At 68.3% G+C, this 18,688-nt stretch carries 17 protein-coding genes; 8 read left to right on the forward strand and 9 right to left on the reverse strand.

Annotation, left to right across the window (positions count from 1 at the left end; all coding sequences use genetic code 11):
• Position 1: 1 nt before the first annotated feature.
• Complete coding sequence (locus tag OG876_RS37430) at positions 2 to 931, reverse strand: ABC transporter permease (RefSeq protein ID WP_328521446.1); 930 nt, start codon at positions 929 to 931, stop codon at positions 2 to 4.
• Between the two features lie 145 nt (positions 932 to 1,076).
• Between OG876_RS37430 and OG876_RS37435 the strand changes: the two genes are divergently transcribed.
• Together OG876_RS37435 and OG876_RS37440 are read left to right on the forward strand one after the other, a co-directional pair.
• Positions 1,077 to 1,949: an alpha/beta fold hydrolase gene (locus OG876_RS37435; protein WP_328521447.1), complete on the forward strand. Its 873-nt coding sequence runs from the start codon at positions 1,077 to 1,079 to the stop codon at positions 1,947 to 1,949.
• Positions 1,946 to 2,647 carry a nucleotidyltransferase domain-containing protein gene (locus OG876_RS37440; protein WP_328521448.1) on the forward strand — a complete coding sequence of 234 codons (702 nt, stop codon included), beginning with the start codon at positions 1,946 to 1,948 and terminating at the stop codon, positions 2,645 to 2,647. The genes OG876_RS37435 and OG876_RS37440 overlap by 4 nt, the downstream gene beginning before the upstream one ends.
• 3 nt (positions 2,648 to 2,650) lie before the next feature.
• Here the strand turns inward: OG876_RS37440 and OG876_RS37445 are convergent, their stop codons facing one another.
• Genes OG876_RS37445 through OG876_RS37455 form a run of 3 tightly spaced genes read right to left on the reverse strand, consistent with a single transcriptional unit; the run spans position 2,651 to position 4,543 of the window.
• Positions 2,651 to 3,319, reverse strand: coding sequence for a hypothetical protein (locus OG876_RS37445; RefSeq protein ID WP_328521449.1), 669 nt, complete (start codon positions 3,317 to 3,319; stop codon positions 2,651 to 2,653).
• A gap of 49 nt (positions 3,320 to 3,368) precedes the next feature.
• On the reverse strand, positions 3,369 to 4,037 hold the full coding sequence (locus tag OG876_RS37450) for a hypothetical protein (protein ID WP_328521450.1): 669 nt from the start codon (positions 4,035 to 4,037) through the stop codon (positions 3,369 to 3,371).
• A complete protein-coding gene (locus OG876_RS37455; RefSeq protein ID WP_328521451.1) occupies positions 4,034 to 4,543 on the reverse strand; it encodes an RNA polymerase sigma factor in 510 nt (169 codons plus the stop codon). The genes OG876_RS37450 and OG876_RS37455 overlap by 4 nt, the downstream gene beginning before the upstream one ends.
• Before the next feature lie 113 nt (positions 4,544 to 4,656).
• Between OG876_RS37455 and OG876_RS37460 the strand changes: the two genes are divergently transcribed.
• The gene (locus tag OG876_RS37460) at positions 4,657 to 6,168 is read left to right on the forward strand and encodes a TldD/PmbA family protein (RefSeq protein ID WP_328521452.1); all 1,512 of its coding nucleotides are present in this window, start codon (positions 4,657 to 4,659) and stop codon (positions 6,166 to 6,168) included.
• Complete coding sequence (locus tag OG876_RS37465; protein WP_328521453.1) at positions 6,165 to 7,574, forward strand: metallopeptidase TldD-related protein; 1,410 nt, start codon at positions 6,165 to 6,167, stop codon at positions 7,572 to 7,574. Before OG876_RS37460 ends, OG876_RS37465 begins: the two co-directional genes overlap by 4 nt.
• A 60-nt stretch (positions 7,575 to 7,634) precedes the next feature.
• Here the strand turns inward: OG876_RS37465 and OG876_RS37470 are convergent, their stop codons facing one another.
• Complete coding sequence (locus tag OG876_RS37470) at positions 7,635 to 8,054, reverse strand: DUF805 domain-containing protein (protein ID WP_328521454.1); 420 nt, start codon at positions 8,052 to 8,054, stop codon at positions 7,635 to 7,637.
• 163 nt (positions 8,055 to 8,217) lie between these two features.
• Positions 8,218 to 8,880, reverse strand: a complete 663-nt coding sequence (locus OG876_RS37475; RefSeq protein WP_328521455.1) for a class I SAM-dependent methyltransferase — start codon at positions 8,878 to 8,880, stop codon at positions 8,218 to 8,220.
• A gap of 419 nt (positions 8,881 to 9,299) precedes the next feature.
• On the opposite strand from OG876_RS37475, the gene OG876_RS37480 reads away from it, so the two are divergent.
• Positions 9,300 to 11,144 (forward strand): SCO7613 C-terminal domain-containing membrane protein, encoded by a 1,845-nt coding sequence (locus tag OG876_RS37480; protein WP_328521456.1) that lies wholly within the window; start codon positions 9,300 to 9,302, stop codon positions 11,142 to 11,144.
• A 75-nt stretch (positions 11,145 to 11,219) separates the two neighbouring features.
• Entirely contained in the window at positions 11,220 to 12,761 is a 1,542-nt protein-coding gene (locus tag OG876_RS37485) for a carbohydrate kinase family protein (RefSeq protein ID WP_328521457.1), read from the forward strand.
• Here OG876_RS37485 and OG876_RS37490 read toward each other — a convergent pair.
• Complete coding sequence (locus OG876_RS37490; RefSeq protein ID WP_328521458.1) at positions 12,758 to 13,723, reverse strand: Mom family adenine methylcarbamoylation protein; 966 nt, start codon at positions 13,721 to 13,723, stop codon at positions 12,758 to 12,760. The genes OG876_RS37485 and OG876_RS37490 overlap by 4 nt on opposite strands.
• Positions 13,724 to 14,086: 363 nt before the next feature.
• Here OG876_RS37490 and OG876_RS37495 point away from each other — a divergent pair, with 363 nt between their 5' ends.
• Both OG876_RS37495 and OG876_RS37500 read left to right on the forward strand, forming a co-directional pair.
• Positions 14,087 to 14,242, forward strand: a complete 156-nt coding sequence (locus OG876_RS37495) for a hypothetical protein (protein WP_328521459.1) — start codon at positions 14,087 to 14,089, stop codon at positions 14,240 to 14,242.
• A 76-nt stretch (positions 14,243 to 14,318) separates the two neighbouring features.
• The gene (locus OG876_RS37500) at positions 14,319 to 15,713 is read left to right on the forward strand and encodes an amidase (RefSeq protein WP_328521460.1); all 1,395 of its coding nucleotides are present in this window, start codon (positions 14,319 to 14,321) and stop codon (positions 15,711 to 15,713) included.
• Here the strand turns inward: OG876_RS37500 and OG876_RS37505 are convergent.
• Positions 15,710 to 17,428: an IucA/IucC family protein gene (locus tag OG876_RS37505; RefSeq protein WP_328521461.1), complete on the reverse strand. Its 1,719-nt coding sequence runs from the start codon at positions 17,426 to 17,428 to the stop codon at positions 15,710 to 15,712. The genes OG876_RS37500 and OG876_RS37505 overlap by 4 nt on opposite strands.
• Positions 17,425 to 18,687, reverse strand: coding sequence for a lysine N(6)-hydroxylase/L-ornithine N(5)-oxygenase family protein (locus tag OG876_RS37510; protein WP_328521462.1), 1,263 nt, complete (start codon positions 18,685 to 18,687; stop codon positions 17,425 to 17,427). The genes OG876_RS37505 and OG876_RS37510 overlap by 4 nt, the downstream gene beginning before the upstream one ends.
• Position 18,688 lies beyond the last annotated feature (1 nt).

Raw genomic sequence — 18,688 nt, forward strand, 5'->3', positions numbered from 1 at the left:
CTCAGCGATCCCTCCGCAGCCGGACGTCGAACGCGTCGCGGACGCCGTCGCCGAGCAGGGTGAACCCGAGGACGGCGAGGAACAGCGCGAACCCCGGAAACACCAGGAACCACGGGTCCGCGCCGGTGTAGACCCAGGCGATCGAATCGGAGATGGACCGGCCCAGGCTCGGTGTCGGCGGTGGTACGCCGACGCCGAGGAAGGAGAGTGCGGCCTCGGCCGTGATGTAGCCGGGGATGGCCAGCGTCGCGATCACCAGCACCGGGCCGAGCAGGTTCGGGAGCAGCTCACGAGTGATCACATGCCATCCGGTCGAGCCGACGCTACGGGCCGCCTCGACGAACTCGCGGGCGACCAGGGACTTGGCCTGGTTGCGGATCAGCCGGGCCAGGCCGGCCCAGCCGAACACGCTGAGCACCAGGATCAGCAGCAGCCAGCGCGGGAAGGCGGCCGGGACAATGATGCCCAGGGCAATCATGAAGACGAGCTGTGGGAAACCGAACAGGAAGTCCAGCACCCGGGACACGACCGAGTCGTACCAGCCGCCGAAGTAGGCGGCGCTGATGCCGACCAGCGTGCCGACGACCGTGGTGATCGCGGTGACCACGATCGCGATGAACAGCGAGGTGCGCAGGCCGAGGACCGTGATCGAGAACAGGTCGCGGCCGGTGAGCGGCTCCACGCCGAACCAGTGGTCGGCGCTCACCCCGCCGAGCGCGCCTCTCGGGGCGTTGCCGCGGGCCGGATCGAGCAGGTCGATGTGGTACGTGTAAGCGTCCTGGCCGGACAGCTTCACCAGCAACGGCGCCGCAGCCGCGACCAGGATCAGCACGGCGACGAGCACGAAGCCCACCCGCGCACTGCGATCCCGCCGTACCCGGCGCAACGCCTGCCGGGTCGGCGAAACGGTCCCGGCGACCGAGGAACTCACAAGCACTCCCGACAGTTCGATTTCACGCAGCCGACAAACGCTAGGCCGCATCCTCCCACCACGTCAGTTCCATCCCGAATCCTGAGAATCTCGCCTCACCAACTCCACATTCGGATAGCTGGTCCGGCTCGGTTACCCTCCGCAGGTGGACAGCGAAGTGCGGATCGGCGGGCGGGTGGTGCGGTACTCCGTGCACGGCTCGGTCGAGGGCCTGCCGGCGATGTCGTTCGGTGGGTCGCCCAGCACCCGCTGGAAACGGCCGGCCGCGCTCCGGACGATCGAGGAATCCGGCCTCTGGATGGTGACGCCGGACCGGCCCGGGTACGGCGGCTCCACGCGGCAACCGGGTCGCACAGTCGCTTCAGTAGCCGAAGACGCTCGTGCCCTGGCCGACTCGCTCGGCTGGGACCGCTTCGCCGTCACCGGTGGATCCGGCGGCGGCCCGCACGCCCTGGCCTGCGCCGCCCTACTTCCCGACCGCGTGACCAGGTGCGCCGTGAGTGGTAGCAACGCACCACCAATCGTCGACGGCCCGGAGCCAACCGACGACGACGAGGCTGCCGACCCCCGCCGCAACCGCACCTCCTGGCTCGCGGCCCGTGGCGAACACCACCTCCGGCCGCTGCTCGAAGACACCGCCCAGCGGATCATGGCGGGCATCGAGGCCGGCGGACCGGAGATCCCGCCCGACCCGCACTCCCCCGGCCCGTCTGCTCCGCCCGCGCGTGACGACCCCTCGGCGATGGCCCGTCTCACCGCCACCTTCGTCACCAGCCATGACGGCTGGGTCGACGACCATGTCGCCTTCGCCACCGACTGGGGGTTTCAGCTGTCCGACATCCGTGTCCCGGTCAGCATCTGGTACGGCTCCGGGGATGAGCGGGCCGGCAAGTACGCCGACATCCTGGCCCGCGCGATGCCCCACGCCGAGCGCATCCCCTACACCGGGGGCCACATCCCACCGCCGGCTGCCCACCGTGACCTCTTGCGCTGGTTGGGCGGGAGACTGGGGGGATGAGTCCAGTGGATGTTGCGCGGCGGCTTGTGGAGGAAGAGTTTCCGGGTGCTCGGGCGGCGTGGCTCGGGGGAAGCGTGGTGCGGGGCGATGCGTCGCCTACGTCCGACCTGGACATCACCGTGCTGCTCGACGGGCCGCCGGCGCCGATGCGGAAGTCCCTTGTGTACGGCGGGTGGCCGGTGGAGTTGTTCGTGCATACCGAGAAGTCGCTGGCGTACTTCTCCGGCAAGGACCAGGAACGGCGTCAGCCGACCATGATGCGGCTCGTCGGCGAGTCCGTCGTACTGCTGGACACCGATGGGTCCGGTGTGCGCCTCCAGGAGAGCTGCCGCGCGGAGGTGGCAGCCGGGCCGACCCCGCTGAGCGCCGCGGAGCTGGACCTGCTGCGCTACACGATCACCAACCTGCTGGACGACATGTCCGACGCCTCCGGTGACGAGCGCACCGCCATCGCCTCGGTCCTCTGGCAAGACGCCGCCCGGCTCCTCCTCACTGGAGCCCACCACTGGTCCGGCACCGGCAAGGGCCTCCTGCGAGAAGTCGTCGCCTACGACTCCACGCATGGCACCGACCACGCCCAGGCCCTGATGCAGGGCGTCAGAGCCGAGGACGACAGCCTCGCCGAAGAGGTCGACCGTATTCTCGCTGCGTACGGCGGGAGACTCTTCGACGGCTTCGAGCTGGCTGCCGACGTCTAGTACTCACTCAGCGTCGATGAGGTCCCAGCGGCGTTTGGGGAGGAGGCGGACGGCGAGGACCGCTGCTGCGGCACCCACGAGGAAGCCGGGGATGGTCCAGCGCCAGCCGGTGAACGTTCCGGGGGACGCGGCCTGGGCTGTTGCCGGCGGCTGTGCAGCGGCGGAGGGCTGCTCCGCTGAGGGCTCAGAAGCCGGCGCCGGAAGGTAGTCGAGGGTGGTCGGGCCTCCGTCGAAGGATTGGCCGTGCAGGAGCTTGAGCGCGTCGAGGAGCTTGACGAGGGCGGCCCCGTCCGTGGCCAGGTGCCACGTCGGCGTCTCAGGCATGCTGCCGGTCGTCAGCGACTCGGTGGTCGCGATCCAGGGTCCACCGGGTGCGTCGGGGTAGATGATGTCGATTCGCCAGACCGACATGTCGTGGATCAGCCACGTCGCCCGGACGAAGTGACCCGAGGCATGCTCCTCGACGTCGCCCGCACTCCCCGCGCTGGTCGATCCGCCGTTCTCGGTCACCCGCTGGAGTTCGCCGTACGCCGGATCCTCGTAGCCGACGGCAACCACATGCGGTGGTGCGCTGAGGATGACGCTGGTCGGCCCGCCGGCGTGCGCGGGGCTGGCGCCGAGGGCGGCGACGGCGAGCAGGGTGGCGAGCAATGCGAGCGTACGGCGGACCATGGCGGCTCTCCCTGAAGACGAGGACTCACCCCGGATACACCGCCGGCGGCTAGGAGGTTCCGCTCGCCAGCTCGACTGCCTTGGCCTTCTCGACCCCTTCGAGGCGGAAGGTGACTCCGTCGTGCACCCACACCAGCGTGGGCCCGGCGACCCGTACGACGCGCTCCGCGCCGTTCGCGTCCTCCAGCACGAGCTCATGCGGCGTCTTGAACCAGTAGCCGTCGATCCCGGGCACATATTCGAGGCTCGCGTAGTACTTCTTGATGTACCTCATCGACATCTGCGCCTGGAACTGCTCCAGCCGAATGCCGTCCCAGCTCATCGCCACGAATCCCTTCGACGCCTCGACACCGACCGGAGCGCCCAGGTCCTTCGGCTTCACAGGCTTGAAACCGGCGACACGCTCGGCCTCCTCCAGCGACAGGTGCCCTGGCACTCCAGGCACCGGTGGTGCGGTGCTCGGTCCAGTGCCGACCGGCTGGGCCTGCACTCCCCCGATGTTCAGCCACTCCGCGACGGTCGCGCGTACTGGCGGTGTCAGCGCCGCACCGGCGACCAGCACCAGCAATCCGGCCACGAACGCGCGCCAGCGGTCCCGCAGTCGCCTTCGGACGGGCAGATCGGCCACGCGGGACAGCACTGCGGCGGTCAGGTCCTCAGCCACCGGAGGTACGACGGCAGAACGTCCGAGGACTCGCAGTTCCTCGTCCAAGCTCATCGCTGCACCTCCTTGTCGGGTAGTGAGTCCCGCAGACGCCCCAGTGCGCGGTGCAGCCGGGACTTGACCGTTCCGCGCGGCCAGCCGAGCACTACCGCCGTCTCCTGCTCGTCCAGGTCCAACAGGTAGCGGCAGGTCACCACAAGCCGCATCGGGTCGGGCAGCGCGCGTACTGCGGCCAGCAGCTCGGTCCGCCGCTCCAGCGACACCGCCTCCTCCGCTGGATCCAGTACGACGTCCAGCGGCGCGGCCAGCTCCTCACGGCGAGACCGGCGGCCGCGGGACCGCACTGCATTCCGTGTCTCGTTCGCGACGATCCGCAGCAGCCACGGACGGAACGCCGACCCCGACCGGAAGCCCCCGAGCCCCCGGTACGCCTTGACGAACGCCTCCTGGACCACGTCGTCCGCATCCGCGCCCGCTCCGAGGAACACCGCCGTACGCTTCGCCACCGAGGCATGCCGCAGCACCAACTCGCCGTACGCGGCCGATTCCCCACCGCGCACCCGAGCCAGAATCTCCGCCTCGTCAGCCTGACTGATCGCGCCTCCTGGTCAACTTCCTGACATTGTGACTACACCGCGGGTGATCGCCGGGTTCCCGTGTATAGGGTCGGGTTGTGCCTGAAGTCGATGCGACCTTCCTCGCCCTTCCCCGTCACGAGCTCGCCGAGGCCGCGCTGCAGCGTGCCCGCGACCTCGGTGCCACCTTCGCCGAGTTCCGACTGGAGCGGATCCGGTCCGAGTCGATCGCCCTGCGCGACAGCGTGCTGGAGAGCGCCACGGACGACGAGGACCTCGGCCTCGCGGTGCGCGTGATCCACGACGGCACCTGGGGGTTCGCCGCCGGTGTCGCGCTCACCGAGGACGAGGCGGTCCAGGTCGCCGAGCAGGCGGTGAACATGGCCCAGGTGTCCCGGCCGATCAACGCCGAGCCGATCGAGCTCGCCGACGAGCCGGTGTACGACGACGTCACCTGGGTCTCGTCGTACGAGATCGACCCGTTCAGCGTGCCGCGGGCCGAGAAGGTCGCGCTGCTCACCGACTACAGCGACCGGCTGCTGAAGGCCGAGGGTGTCGCACACGTGAGCGTCCACGTCGCCACGGTCCACGAGAGCAAGTTCTACGCGAACTCCGAAGGGACGTCGTACACCCAGCAGCGGGTCCGGATCGGCCCGGACATCACCGCTCACGCGGTCCAGGCCGACCGGTTCGACTCGATGTCCAGCGTCGCGCCGCCGGCCGGCCGCGGCTGGGAGTACATGACCGGCACGGGGTGGAACTGGGACGAGGAGCTCGCCCAGATCCCCGGCTGGCTGGCCGAGAAGATGGCCGCGCCGAGCGTCGAGGCCGGCACTTACGACCTGGTCATCGACCCGACCAACCTCTGGCTCACGATCCACGAGTCGATCGGCCACGCCACCGAGCTGGACCGCGCCCTCGGCTACGAGGCGAACTACGCCGGCACCAGCTTCGCCACCACGGACAAGCTGGGCACGCTGAAGTACGGCTCGCCGGTCATGCACGTCACCGGCGACCGCACCGCCGAGCACGGCCTGTCCAGCGTCGGGTACGACGACGAGGGTGTCGCCGGACAGCAGTGGGACCTGGTCAAGGACGGCGTACTGGTCGGCTATCAGGTCGACCGCCGGATGGCGAAGGTCAACGAGGACCTGCTCGGTACGCCGCGCTCCAACGGCTGTGCGTACGCCGACTCGTCCGGCCACATCCCGATCCAGCGGATGGCCAACGTCTCCCTGCAGCCCGCCGCGGACGGCCCGTCCACCGAGGAGCTGATCAGCCGGGTCAAGAACGGGATCTACATCGTCGGCGACAAGTCCTGGTCGATCGACATGCAGCGGTACAACTTCCAGTTCACCGGGCAGCGGTTCTACAAGATCACCGACGGCAAGCTCGACGGCCAGCTGCGCGACGTGGCCTACCAGGCGACCACCACCGACTTCTGGGGGTCCATGGAGGCGGTCGGCGGCCCGCAGACGTACGTCCTCGGTGGCGCGCTGAACTGCGGCAAGGCCCAGCCCGCGCAGTCCGGTGCGGTCAGCCATGGTTGCCCGTCCGCCTTGTTCCGCAGCGTCCGCATTCTCAACACCACGCAGGAGGCCGGCCGGTGACGACCGCCATTCAGCTCACTCCGCAGGACACGATCGAGCGGGGTCTCGCCCTGGCCGCGGCCGAGGGCGCCGACGGCTGCGTCGTCATCGTCGCGGAGACCTCCAGCGCCAACCTGCGCTGGGCGAACAACACCCTCACCACCAACGGCGCGATGCGCGGCACCAGCGTGACCGTGATCGCCACGGTCGGTGCCGGCGAGGGTACGTCGGCCGGGGTGGTCGGCCGCTCGTCGGTCACGGAGGAGTCCCTGCGCGAGGTCGTATCGGCTGCCGTCGCGACCGCCCGCGCGTCCAGCCCGGCCGAGGACGCCCGCCCCCTCGTCGACGGCACCGCCGACGCGGACTGGGACGCCGAGCCGGAGGAAACGTCGGTCAACGTCTACTCGAAGTTCGCTCCCGCTCTCGGTGAGACGCTGCAGCGGGCGACCAAGGAGGGCCGCTGGCTCTACGGGTTCGCCGACCACGAGGTCGTCACCCTGTACGTCGGTTCGTCCGCCGGACTGCGGTTGCGTCAGGCGCTCCCCCGCGGGCACGTCACCGCGACCGGCAAGTCGGGTGACCTGAGCCAGTCGGCCTGGGTCGGCGCGGCCACCCGGGACTTCGCCGACATCGACGCGCTGGCGCTCGACGCCGAGCTCACCCGCCGGCTGGGCTGGGCGACGCGGACCGTCTCGGTCGAGCCCGGCCGGCATGCGACTGTGCTCCCGCCGGCCGCCGTCGCGGACCTGATGACGTACCTGTACTGGCAGCTGGACGGGCGCGAGGCCTTCGAGGGACGCACTGTCTTCTCCAAGCCGGCAGGCGGCACGCGGCTCGGTGACACGCTGTCGTCGCAGCCGGTGAACCTGGTGTCGGACCCGCAGCTGCCCGGTCTCGAATCCTTCCCGTTCGCGGTGGCCCGGTCATCCGGCGGATCGTCGAGCGTCTTCGACAACGGGCTGACGCTGACCGCGACGGACTGGATCCGCGGCGGCAAGCTCGAGCACCTGATGACCAGCCGGCACACAGCCGCGCTGATCGAGGCTCCGGCCGCGACACCGGCGATCGACAACTATGTGCTGTCCGTCGACGGCGCCTCCGGATCGACCGACGACCTGGTCGCCGGGCTCGAGCACGGACTGTTGCTGACCTGCCTGTGGTACATCCGGATGGTTGACCCGCAGACATCGCTGCTCACCGGCCTGACCCGCGACGGCGTCTACCTGGTGGAGAACGGCGAGGTGACCGGTGCCGTGAACAACTTCCGCTTCAACGAGAGCCCGGTCGACCTGCTCGCCCGTTTCACCACCGCGGGCGCCACGGTCCCGTCGTTCTCGCGGGAGTGGGGCGACTACTTCTCCCGGACCGCGACACCGCCGCTGCTGGTCCCCGACTTCAACATGTCGAGCGTCAGCCAGGCCAGCTGACGTTTCGCAACCAGAACGCCCCGCGAACCTAGGGTTCGCGGGGCGTTCTGCGTGTCTGGATCAGACGGTCGGGTAGCCCGGCTCGGCCGGACCGGCACCCGGCTGGCCGAACCGCTCGGCCGCCTTCGGGTCCGGACCGTACTGGTTGTCACCGGGGTTGCCCTCCTGGGCCGCCAGCACGATGAACCAGATCCAGCCGATGCAGGGGATCAGGTTGATCAGGATCCACCAGCCGCTGCGGTTGGTGTCGTGCATCCGCCGGATGGCTACACCGATGGACGGCAGCAGCACCGCGAGGCTGTAGATCGTCGAGAGCACACCACTACCGCCGTTGCCGTAGTCCGTGCCGATGATCTTGTCCACGATGCCCAGAATGATCGAGGCGATCACGTTGAAGAGCACGAACATCCAGTACTCTTTGCGCCGAGCCCGGCCACTGAACACGGCGTACTTCTTGAGAACGTCGATGTACCACTGCATTGCTGATTCTCCGATGGTCGAAGGTGAGACGCGGACAGAGCCTGTCGGAACTGGTCGGGTTCGTCAATGCAGGTTTTCGCTTTGGTGACCACACCGCAATCTGACGCGCCGGAACTAGAGCCAACTTCACCTTTTCGGAACCGACCGACAGCTAGAGCCGGGTTCAGCTTGCCGGCTTGGTGAGCGTGACGCGCCAGAGCCGCCGCCGGCCCTCGTCGTACGGCGTCGCGTCGCCGGACTCCCACTGATCGGCCAGCTCGGCGACCAACTGCTCGTCGAAGAACCGCCCGACGAAACCGTCGTGCACGGACAGGCCGCCCTCGAGCTGCTGCCAGTTGCCCGAACACGGGTCCGCCACCGACCACACGGCGTACACGAAAAGGCCGCCAGGGCAGAGCACGCGGTGGATCTCGGCGACCAGGGATCGCAGTTCGGCCCGGGAGAACGCCATGTTCAGCAGGAGATTCGCGAACACCGCGTTGACCGTGGCGTCGGCCGGCGGCAGCGGATCGCGGACATCGTGGAGCGCGGCCGTGACGCGGTCGTCCAGGCCCTCGCGCTGTGCTTCCAGGCGCAGCTGGTCGAGGGCCGACTCGCTGAAGTCGGTGGCGTGCACGCTGAAACCCTGTCTGGCCAGGAAAAGCGCGGCGCGACCATGCCCGGCGCCGAGCTCGAGCACGTCATCGATGCCTGCGGCACCGAACGCCTCGGCCGCCCACTGCGCGGCGGCCGACGGCTCCGATCCGTGCAGTTGCGGATGGTGTGCGTACGCTGTCTGCCAACGTTCCTGCTGAGCTCTCGCGAGCTCGACGTGTCCAGTCTTCATGGTGCTCCCCGTGTTCGTCACGCCGGTCTGGACGACCGGCAGACCGCAGCAGCCTACGTCACAAGTTGAGTAGACGTACTCACGCAGGCATCCGTTCCTCCTCGGGATAGTGAAGTGAGCCTCAGGAGGACGCGATGCCGACCGCCGCAATCACCTGCCCGACGTGCCACACCCCGCTGCAGCTCAGCATCGAGCCCGTGCAGCCTGTGCAACCCGCTCCGCAGCCTCAGTTCCCGGCGCCTCCGCGCGTGTACACGCTGCCTCCGGCTGCGTTTCCAGCGCCTCCGCCCCGGGGAGTCGCCACTCCGAAACCCGCACCGGTCGCAGCTCGAACGACCAGGCCGGCACCGCCGTACGAGTCTGTTGGCGCGCCACACCGCCTGCCGGAGCCGCCGCGACAGCCCAAGCCCACCCACAAGGTGCGACACCTGAGTCCACAGGGCACTTTGCTGAGCCTCGGCGTACTGCTGCTCCTCGCGGCCGGTGTCACCTTCCTGGCCGTCAACTGGGACAGCCTTCCCGTCTCCCTGCAGGCCGGCATCATCGGCACCCTGGCCGTCCTCGCCTTCGCGGGCTCCGTCCCCGCGAGCCGGCGCTCCCTGGCCGGCACCGCCGAGGCCCTCGCGATTCTCGGCTGCGGCCTGCTCACGGTCGACCTGTACGGCGTCCGCGCCCTGGGCCTCGGCTCACTCGAAGCCATCGACTGGTTCACCTACAGCGCGATCGTCTTCGGATCCCTTGCCCTGATCAACCTCTTGATGACGCGGACAGCACAGAAGGTCGTCACGTACGGTGTCACCACCGTCATCGCCGGTCAGCTTCCGCTGGCGCTGATCCTGGTCGACCGCACCAGCCTCCCGGTGCTCCTCGCCGCTCTGCTGGCCCAGGTGGTCATCACGCTGATCCTGTCGGCCAAGGGCACCGCGATCGTCCGTCGTACCGGCGCGATCACCTCGGCCGTGGTCTTCTGCGGCATCCTGCTCGCCGGCATGGCCCGAACCTTCGCCGGCCTGCTCGCGACGTACTCCGGCGGCTACCTCGACCTCGGCCCGGTCCCCACGCACGCGGAGCTGCTGAAGACGATCGCGACGGCCGCCGTCGTCTGTCTCGCCGCCGCGACCGGCCTGGTCATCCTCCGCAGGCGCCCCCTCCCCGCCTCGGTCCAGTGGGGACTCGGCGAGGCCGTCTGCGCCGCCGCGGCCGGGTTCACCGTCGCCACCTGTCTCCCGCAGATCCCCGGACCCGGCCGCTGGCTGACCACCGGCGTCCTCACCGCCCTGGGGATCGCGGAGATCATGCTGGCCCGTCGAACCGGCAAGCTCGCACTCGTCCTGCACGTCGCCATCATCACCGTCACCGCGGTCGACCTCCTCTTCTGCCTGGCGCGGGACGACATCCGGCAACTCGGTTTCCTCGCCGCGATCGTCGCCGTACTGGCCGTCTCCGCCGCCCTGCGCAAGGTGGTCGACGCGGTCCCGGCCGCGGGAGTCGCATCGCTTGCCGCGCAGCTCGCGATCATGCTGTTCGCCGGCGACGAGTTCATCGGTCTCTGGGCCGCCGCGGTCAGCCTCGCGCTCGTCGGCGCGGCCGGCATCGGACTCGCCTGCCGGTACGTCGGTCAGCCGTTGGAACGGGTGCTGATGAGTACCGCGGCGCTGGCCGTCGTACTCGCGCAACTCATGGCCCTGATGGTGACCGCCACCGAAACGGCGACCGGCGTCGTACTGACCATTGCGGCGGCACCGTTGATTGCCTATGGCATGAGTCCGGCCCGGCGGATCGGACTGCTGGTCGCCGGCCTGCTGCTGATCATCGCCAACACGGCCTTCGTCGTCGCGTCCGGCGCAACCACGGTCGAGTTGTTCACTGTCCCGCCGGCGGTCGTCATGCTCGCGATCGGCGTACTGGCCTGGCGCAACGAATCCAGCTGGGTCTACCTCGGCCCCGGCCTGCTGATCGGGCTGGTTCCTTCCGCGTTGCTTGCCGATAGCAACGACAACTGGATCCGGGTGACCTTCGTGGTCGCCGCCGCGCTCGCGGTCATCCTGGTCGGCGTCTACCGCGGCCTCCAGGCCCCCTTCGTGATCGGCGCCGCGGTCCTCGCCAAGATCGGCATCTGGCAGTTCCTCGAGGTCGCCCCGCTGATCCCCCGCTGGATCACCCTCGGCGCCGCCGGCACCGTCCTCCTCACCGTCGGCGCCACCTACGAACGCCGCCTCACCCAGGCCAAACAAGCCGCCCGCTGGGTCACCGCCCTGCGGTGACGCGCGCGCTCGGTTTCCCGGATGGCCTGCTGGTCCGCATACTTGGTTCGAGGAGAATCACGACCCGGGGGCCGGATGACGAACCGCAGCGACAAGCAGACCGCGGATGTGCTGCTGCTTGCCAGCGTGCTCGAGAAACTCCGCACCCATGACGGCCTCACCACCGCTCGACTGCACGCCGGCCGGTCCGGCATCGCGGCACCTCTGATGGAGCTCGCGGCCACCCGCCGGTTCGCCTCGGTTCATGAGCTCGACCCGGCGTCGGCCGCGTTCGACCTGGTCGCCACCTGCGTCGGCGACGACCTGAACGGCACCCAGCAGATCGTCGCCGACGCGATCCTGGCCCTCGGAATCCATACCGACACTTACACACGCGCCGGGATCGAGGAGCGCATCACTGTCGCGCTCTACAGCACCTCCCTGGGCCGCCGCCGCGAGACCCTCCTCAACCACTGGCACCGCCTCCACCAGGCCCTCGGTCACACACCCGGCGAAGCCCCCAGCGACCGAGCTCTCCGCGGCACAACCGAACCCGCCGTACTCCGGGAGCTCGCCAACCAACTCATCCGCCGGGACATCTACTCCGTCGGCTCGAAGACCGTCGCGATGCTGGACGCCGCCCCGACCGCCGACACTCCACGGAAAGGCCGTGTGATCGTCGTCGGCGGCGCGGTCATGGACGCGACGTTCCGGATCAAGGCGCTGCCGGCTCCCGAGACGTCGACTGAGGCGTACGGCTTCGACCTCTCCCCCGGCGGCAAGGCGCTGTCTCAGGCGGTCGCGGCCGCTCGGCTCGGTCTGCACACCTCCCTGATCGCTGCGGTCACCGACGACCGCTTCGGCGAAGAGATCCTGCAGTACCTGCGCGACGAGGGTGTCGACACGTCCTTGGTCAAGCGCGTCCGCGGCCGCCGTACGCCGTTCACCGGCGTCTTCGAACGAGAGCTCGGCGACAGCATCGCGGTCAACTGGCGCAACCAGGCCGAGGTGTTCCTGGAGCCCGAGGACATGGACGAGCGGTACGACCACCTGGCCGGCTGCGACGCGTTGCTGATGACCTTCGAGGTCCCGCGGGACACGATGCAGCAAACGCTCGCATTGGCCCATCGCACCCCGGCCAGTCGGCCACTCGTGATCGTGACGCCGGGACAGCCGTACGTCGACGAGCGCATCTCGCGGGACGCCTTCCCGCGGATCGACTACCTCGTCGCGCACCCCTGGGAGCTCGGCCACTTCGCGTCGCAGGGCCTCAGCCCGTTCGACCCGGACCCAGTCGCGCGGAACCTGCTCGCCTTCGGGGTGGAGACCCTCTGCCTGCTGGTCAACGGCGGTTGCACGGTGTATTCCGGCCCTGCCCACGAGGTGCTCAGCGTGCCGATCATCCCGTCGATCTACAAGGAGTCGTCGGCCTCGCGTGACGCGTTCTGCGCGGCGCTGGCGGCCAGGCTGATCGACAGCGACCGGAAGTTCACCGGCGAGGTGGCGCTGTGGGCGGCCGCCGCGATGTCCTGCGCGTCCGCCGACTTCCCGCTGTCCAACTCGATGCCCGACCGCAAACGCATCGACGCGCTGCTGTCACGCTCGCCGTTCACGGTGACCGGCGGAGGTCTGGGCTAGCGCCGGAGGCGGCGCTGGTTCTCGAGCGGGACGGGCTCGGTGATGCCGCGGAGGCGGCAGCAGTAGATCACCGAGTCCAGCAGCTTGGCGCGGCTCTGCTCGAAGCGGCCGCCGGGGTTGTCCCGACGCAGTTCGGCCAGGTTGGCCCCGCCGTACCGGGTCCGGAGCTGACGTGGGCTGGCGTAGATGCCGTCCACATACAGATACGGTCGCGCTTCGATCGACATCCACTGCTGCCAGTTGGCGGCCCGGTAGCTGGATCCGACGAATCCGAGATTCGGGTCGACCGCGGTGGTCAGCAGTTGTACACCGGGAATCTCGCGCCGGATCACCTGCCGGACTTTCGACAGCAGATACGAGATCGCATTCACCGGAGCGACGTCGAACGAATACACCCGGGACACGTCCCAGGCCGCGCCGAGCGGTACGCCGAACTGCGCCTGCAACTGCTTGCCGACCCGCATCCATTCCAGCGGGGAAACGCTGCAGAGCGTGACCGGGAGCTGGTTCACCGGGTCCACCAGCGCGAAGTTCACCGAGCCTGCACGGGCGCTGCGCAGGTAATGCAGACGGCTGAAGATCTGGTCCGCATCGGTATTCCCCAGCCGCACGAAGCGCAGGTCCGTGAGCTCGTACTTGTCTTTCGGAATGAGGTCTTCTATCGCCTGCTGATCACGCTGCAGACGGGCCGCGTTGCGATTCAGCTCGGCAATCACCGCGTTGCGTCCGATGGTCCCGTTCGGCCGTGCCAGCCGGGGCAGATGCAGCAGCGTGCGCACGCTCAGGGCGCGGCTCGGGACGTCGTGCCGCTGCACGGCGTCGAGCAGCAGGTCGGCGAACCCCGGTGCATGCCTTCGGCAATCGTCGAGCGAGAACCTGGCTGCCGGGGAGTGGACGACTGCTGGAACTGGAGGCGGTGGGACGTCCGCCTTAGCCGCCGGGCCGGCGGCGCTGATCACCACACCCGGAATGCTAGCGGACGGTTGCCACGTCCTCGCAACTTCCCAACCGGACGAGTTTTGGCGGCGTGTTGTGCCAGGTCCTGCCAGTTGGCAGGCGAGGTCTGCCAACTGGCGCAAGCGATACCGGGAAAGCTGCCAGCGTATCAAGGCCGCCCGCCAAAGCCTTGGTGAGCGCCGTCGCGAGGTTGCCAAAATCATGTCCGGACAAAGAAAGTCGTGCCAATTTATCTGGATTGACAACCGATTGTCGCGGCGTTCACTGAAAGCGTAACCAGTAACGCCGAGCCGCCGCCCAACTCTAACCAGTGAGCGGCGAAAGACAAGAACTCAAGGGAAGTGAATCGAAGGAAAAGAGGAAACGCCATGCCTCCCAACGAATTCGTCGCGACCGTTGTCGTGCTGGCCAGTGCGGTGCTCTTGATCTCCTTCTGGAAACAGATTCTGTTCATTCTGCTCTTCGGGGTGGTCATGGTCTTCTGCTTCGGCCTGTACAACGTCGCCACCGCCATGGGGCACTGACCGCAGCGTCCCCGCAGTACCCCTCGACACCCGCCCGGGACTCCCCCGGGCGGGTATTTTCCGTAGGCTCGCAGACGTGAGTGACTCCGCCGCGGATCTCAGCCTGACCGAGGTGCTCCCGTTGTTGGGGCAGCGCAAACTGTCCGCGCGTGAACTCGTCGAGGATTGCCTGCGCCGGATCGAGTTGTCCGAATCATCGGTTCGCGCATTCGTCACCCGCACTCCCGACCTCGCGCTGGAAGCCGCCGACCGCGCCGACCGGGCCCGGGTGACGGGCGAGCCGGTCGGCCCATTGGCCGGCGTACCCGTCGCGGTGAAGGACGTGTTCCTCACCAAGGGCGTGCTCACCACCGCGGGCAGCCAGGTCCTGGCCAACTATGTCCCGGCCGAGAACGCCGCCGTCTGGGAGCGCCTGTCGGCGGCCGGTGCCGGGTTGCTCGGCAAGACCACGACCCACGAGTTCGCCTACGGTACGGCGTCGACGCCGACGGCCAACCCGTGGGACGTACGCCGTACCCCTGGTGGATCGTCCGGCGGATCAGCGGCCGCCCTCGCGGGCCGGATGGTCCCGATTGCCACCGGCACCGACACCGGCGGCTCGCTCCGGATCCCGGCCGCCGCGTGCGGTGTCTGCACCCTCCGCAGCGCCCGCGGCCGCATCTCCCGGTACGGCGTGATCCCGCTGAGCCCGTCGTTCGACGTAGCGGGACCGATGGCGCGGCGGATGCTCGACATCTCGATCCTGATGCACGTGCTGGCAGGCCACGACCCGCGCGACCCGGCGACACGGGACGAGCCGATCCCGGCGTACCCGCTCGAGCCGCCGACCGATCTGAGCGGCGTACGCATCGGTCTGCCGACCAAGATGTCCTGGCAGCAGGTCGACGACCGGATCGCCGCGGTCTGCCGGGACGCACTCGACCTCCTGGTCGCCCGCGGCGCTCAGCTGGTCGAGATCGGCAACCCCCCGAACGCCAAGACAGTCCTCGAGAAGTCCACCGGCGTCTTCGACACCATCAACGAGAGCGAAGCCCACCAGATCCACGACGCCCTCGTCCCGCACAGCCACCTCTACACACCGCAGGTCCGCGAACGCGTCCGCAAAGGCGAACGCATCAGCCCCGAACGCTACGCCGAAGCCCTCCGCCTGAGAGATCAGTGGACCCACGACTGGCGCGAGATCATGACTACCCACCGCCTCGACGCCATCGCCCACCCCACCATCGACGCCGCCCCACCCCTGATCGACCACACCCGCCCACCCAAAGGCCCCCGCATCCGCCTCTCCGTCCCCTGGTCCATCGCCGACTTCCCCGCCCTCAACGTCCCCGCCGGCTTCGACACCCGAGGCCTCCCCGTAGGCCTTTCCCTGGCCACCACCCCCGAACGCGAAGCCAACCTCCTAGCCCTAGGCATCCGCATAGACGAAGACCTCCACCTCTGGCGCCACGGCCCCCCAACCGCCGTTTAGCTGATGGGTGGGATGGATTCCGCCAAGTGAAGTGGATTGGGGATTCGGCCTGTCGTGGGGATTGGGGGGCGGGTGTCGAGGTCTGTGTAGCCGAGGGTTAGGCGGTAGGCGTTGAGGGGGTAGCGGGCGAAGGTTTCGGCGGTTAGGGCGGTGGCGGACAGGCGGTCGGTGTATTCGGGGTGGGTGGTGGCGTAGAGGTCTATTTCGCCTCGGGCCAAGCCCCAGAAGGTGTCTTCGGGGATGAGGTTGAGGTCGGACAGGGGGTTCAGGACGCCTAGGAGGAGGGCGTCTACCAGGTATTGGCGGAGGATGTGCCAGGGCTTGCGCGGGAGGACTCGGGTGTGGGAGTCGGGTTCGGGGCCTCGGGCATCTATGGGGGTGGTGGAGATGTTGATGTCGTCTACCAGGTCTTTGATGACCAGGCGGGTGGGGAGGCCGTTGGGGTTGGTGATGATGGCCAGGTTTTCGCCGTGGGGGTTCACGGTGATGCCGTAGTGGTGCATGAGGTGGAGCAGGGGGCGTAAGAGGGTGGCTAGTAGGTGGCTGAGCCAGGTTTGGGGGTTTGCGGTGGAGCGAGTGATCAGCTTGCGGGCTAAGCCGGGGTGGAGGACTGCGGCCAGGGGCCAGACGGATTCGCCTTCGCGGAGGCGGGGGTCGATGGGGTCGCGCCAGATGCAGCCGAGGGTTTCGGTCCATTGGTAGGGGATGCCGGGAGCCGTCGAGAGTTGCGGGTGGCGGACGGTGACGGAGGCGACTTCGCCGAGGAGTTCGGTGCCTAGGTGGGTGAAGACGTCGTCGCGTGACCAGAGGCCGCGGAGCCATTGCGTGATCATGGGGGCCGCGAGGGTGCAGTGTTCGGGGATGCCGCGGTAGACCGAGGTGTTGAGGATCTTCAGGGCAAGCTTGACCTGGTACCGCGCGGGGTTGGTGATGTTGACCATCGTGCGGATCGACTGGGTCGGCAGATACTCGTCCGGCCCCTCCCCTAGTACGACGATCTCGCCCGTGGCGAGCTCACGGGCCCACTGCGTGCGTACGACGTGATCCAGCTGCCAGGGGTGACACGGAAGCCACACATACGAATCCGGATCGACCAACTGGGCGCGGAAGGTCTCCAGCGTCTCCGGGTCCACCTCACGAGCGATGACTGAGTGCTCCGACAGGTCCGGCGTACCGCGGAACTCTGCTAGGCCGCGTCGGACAGCCAGCCACACCAACCGAAGCGGTGTGCGCGCCTCGGGCGTATAGCGCAGGCTGTCCGAGGCAGAGAACCCGAGCCGGCCTTTGTTGGCCACCAGCAACGGATGCCCGGTCAGATGTCCTTCCAACCGGCTGTGGTGCAGATCCAGCAGCTCAGCGGGCGGCAAACCGGTAGACGCGAGACGTACGTCGGCCGCCAGCGTGCTGGTCAACTCCGCGACATAACCCGCCACAGTGGACCCGTCGAGTCCGAGTACGCCGGCTGCCTCGACGAAGAACTGGATCGGGTCAGTGGCAACCTCGCTCTCGTCATTTCCCAAGATGCCAGCAGTGGTACGACGGATCGAGTCAGCCGCCACCCGCCAGCTGCCGAAGGCACCACGGGTCGCCTCAAAGGTGTACGACACACCGCCGAGGTGCAGTCGATTGTCGACAGGCTGCAGCAGGTTCTCCGTGCAGAACTGGGAGATTAGCTTCGCCAGTAGCTCTGACGAACAGCGGCTCCACCCACTCATCCGGGGATGGCGAACGTCGTGAAGGCAGTGGACTTCGGCAGCCGGAACACCTCACGCCCGGCCACGCTGTTCAGGATGGTCCCGTTGCGGATCGCCCCGATGCCAAGGTCCGGTGCGGCGACACCATGGCTGTGCAGGTCCGCGTTCGCCACGAAGATCCGGCCGGCCAACTCGTCGTCGGCGAGAACGCTGTGGTCCCGGCTGATGATCCACCGGCCCGCGGCATCACGTCGTACCCGATCCTCCAGAGAGGTCATGAACGGCAGCGGCCGATTGCGATAGCCGGTGGCCGCAACTACAGCGTCGCAAGTGTGCTGGAAGGTCTTGCCGCTGTCCGCGTGGTGCATGGTCAGTTCGATGCCGTCAGCAAGGGCAACAGCGGACACCACGGCCACACCGCATTGCAGGTCGACCGGTGCGCCGTTCAGATCGCGCTGGTAGAGCACATCGTGGATGTCGTCGAGCGTGTCCGACGAGATGCCCTTGTAGTGCCGCCACTGCTCCTTCACCAGCTTGTCACGCGTCGACTCGTCCAGTGCATGGAAGTAGTCGACGTACAACGGCGTCGTCATCTCGAGCACCAGCTTTGAGTAGTCCAGCGGGGTGAAGGCCGGCGTCCGGGTCATCCAGGACACCGCAGGACCGTTCGCACGCAGCAGGTCGAGTGCGCACTCAGCGCCGGACTGGCCCGATCCAACGACGGTCACCCGGCCGGCCTTCAAAAGGTCCTCGCGCCGGAACAGGTAGTCCGCGGAGTGCAGGAAGCGCTCTGAAGGCAGTCCGGCCAGCGCGGCAGGCACAGACGGCTCGGTGCCGACGCCCACGACCAGATGCCGGGCTTCGAACGTCTGTACCGCGTCACCCCGCTCAACCGTCAACTCGAAGAACGAACCGTTCCAGGACGCCGAGCGCACGTGGTGACCGAAGTGGAGTGAGTCCAGCTGCGCCGCACACCACCGCAGGTAGGTCTCGTACTCCCGTCGCGTCGGGTGGAACTTCTCCCGCACGTAGAACTGGTACATCCGGTCGTTGTCCTTCAGGAACGACAGAAACGACAGGTGATGAGCCGGCTCGACCAACGACACCAGGTCCGCCAGGAACGACACCTGCAGCATCGCGTCGTCGAACATCAGCCCGCGGTGCCAGGTGAACTCCGGCCTGCTGTCCAGCACGGCCAGGCGTACGTCGTCCACACCGTCGGCCAGCGCGGCCAGTCCGAGGTTGAACGGACCACAGCCGATCGCGACAACGTCGTACATG

This window comes from Kribbella sp. NBC_00359, from assembly GCF_036097425.1.
Lineage (GTDB): Bacteria > Actinomycetota > Actinomycetes > Propionibacteriales > Kribbellaceae > Kribbella.

Excerpts from the sequence above, each read along its gene's own strand:
- OG876_RS37440 (WP_328521448.1), top strand. The coding sequence starts at position 1,946 with ATGAGTCCAGTGGATGTTGCGCGGCGGCTTGTGGAGGAAGAGTTTCCG.
- OG876_RS37445 (WP_328521449.1), bottom strand. The coding sequence starts at position 3,319 with ATGGTCCGCCGTACGCTCGCATTGCTCGCCACCCTGCTCGCCGTCGCC.
- OG876_RS37450 (WP_328521450.1), bottom strand. The coding sequence starts at position 4,037 with ATGAGCTTGGACGAGGAACTGCGAGTCCTCGGACGTTCTGCCGTCGTA.
- OG876_RS37470 (WP_328521454.1), bottom strand. The coding sequence starts at position 8,054 with ATGCAGTGGTACATCGACGTTCTCAAGAAGTACGCCGTGTTCAGTGGC.
- OG876_RS37475 (WP_328521455.1), bottom strand. The coding sequence starts at position 8,880 with ATGAAGACTGGACACGTCGAGCTCGCGAGAGCTCAGCAGGAACGTTGG.
- OG876_RS37485 (WP_328521457.1), top strand. The coding sequence starts at position 11,220 with ATGACGAACCGCAGCGACAAGCAGACCGCGGATGTGCTGCTGCTTGCC.
- OG876_RS37495 (WP_328521459.1), top strand. The coding sequence starts at position 14,087 with ATGCCTCCCAACGAATTCGTCGCGACCGTTGTCGTGCTGGCCAGTGCG.
- OG876_RS37505 (WP_328521461.1), bottom strand. The coding sequence starts at position 17,428 with ATGAGTGGGTGGAGCCGCTGTTCGTCAGAGCTACTGGCGAAGCTAATC.
- OG876_RS37510 (WP_328521462.1), bottom strand. The coding sequence starts at position 18,687 with ATGTACGACGTTGTCGCGATCGGCTGTGGTCCGTTCAACCTCGGACTG.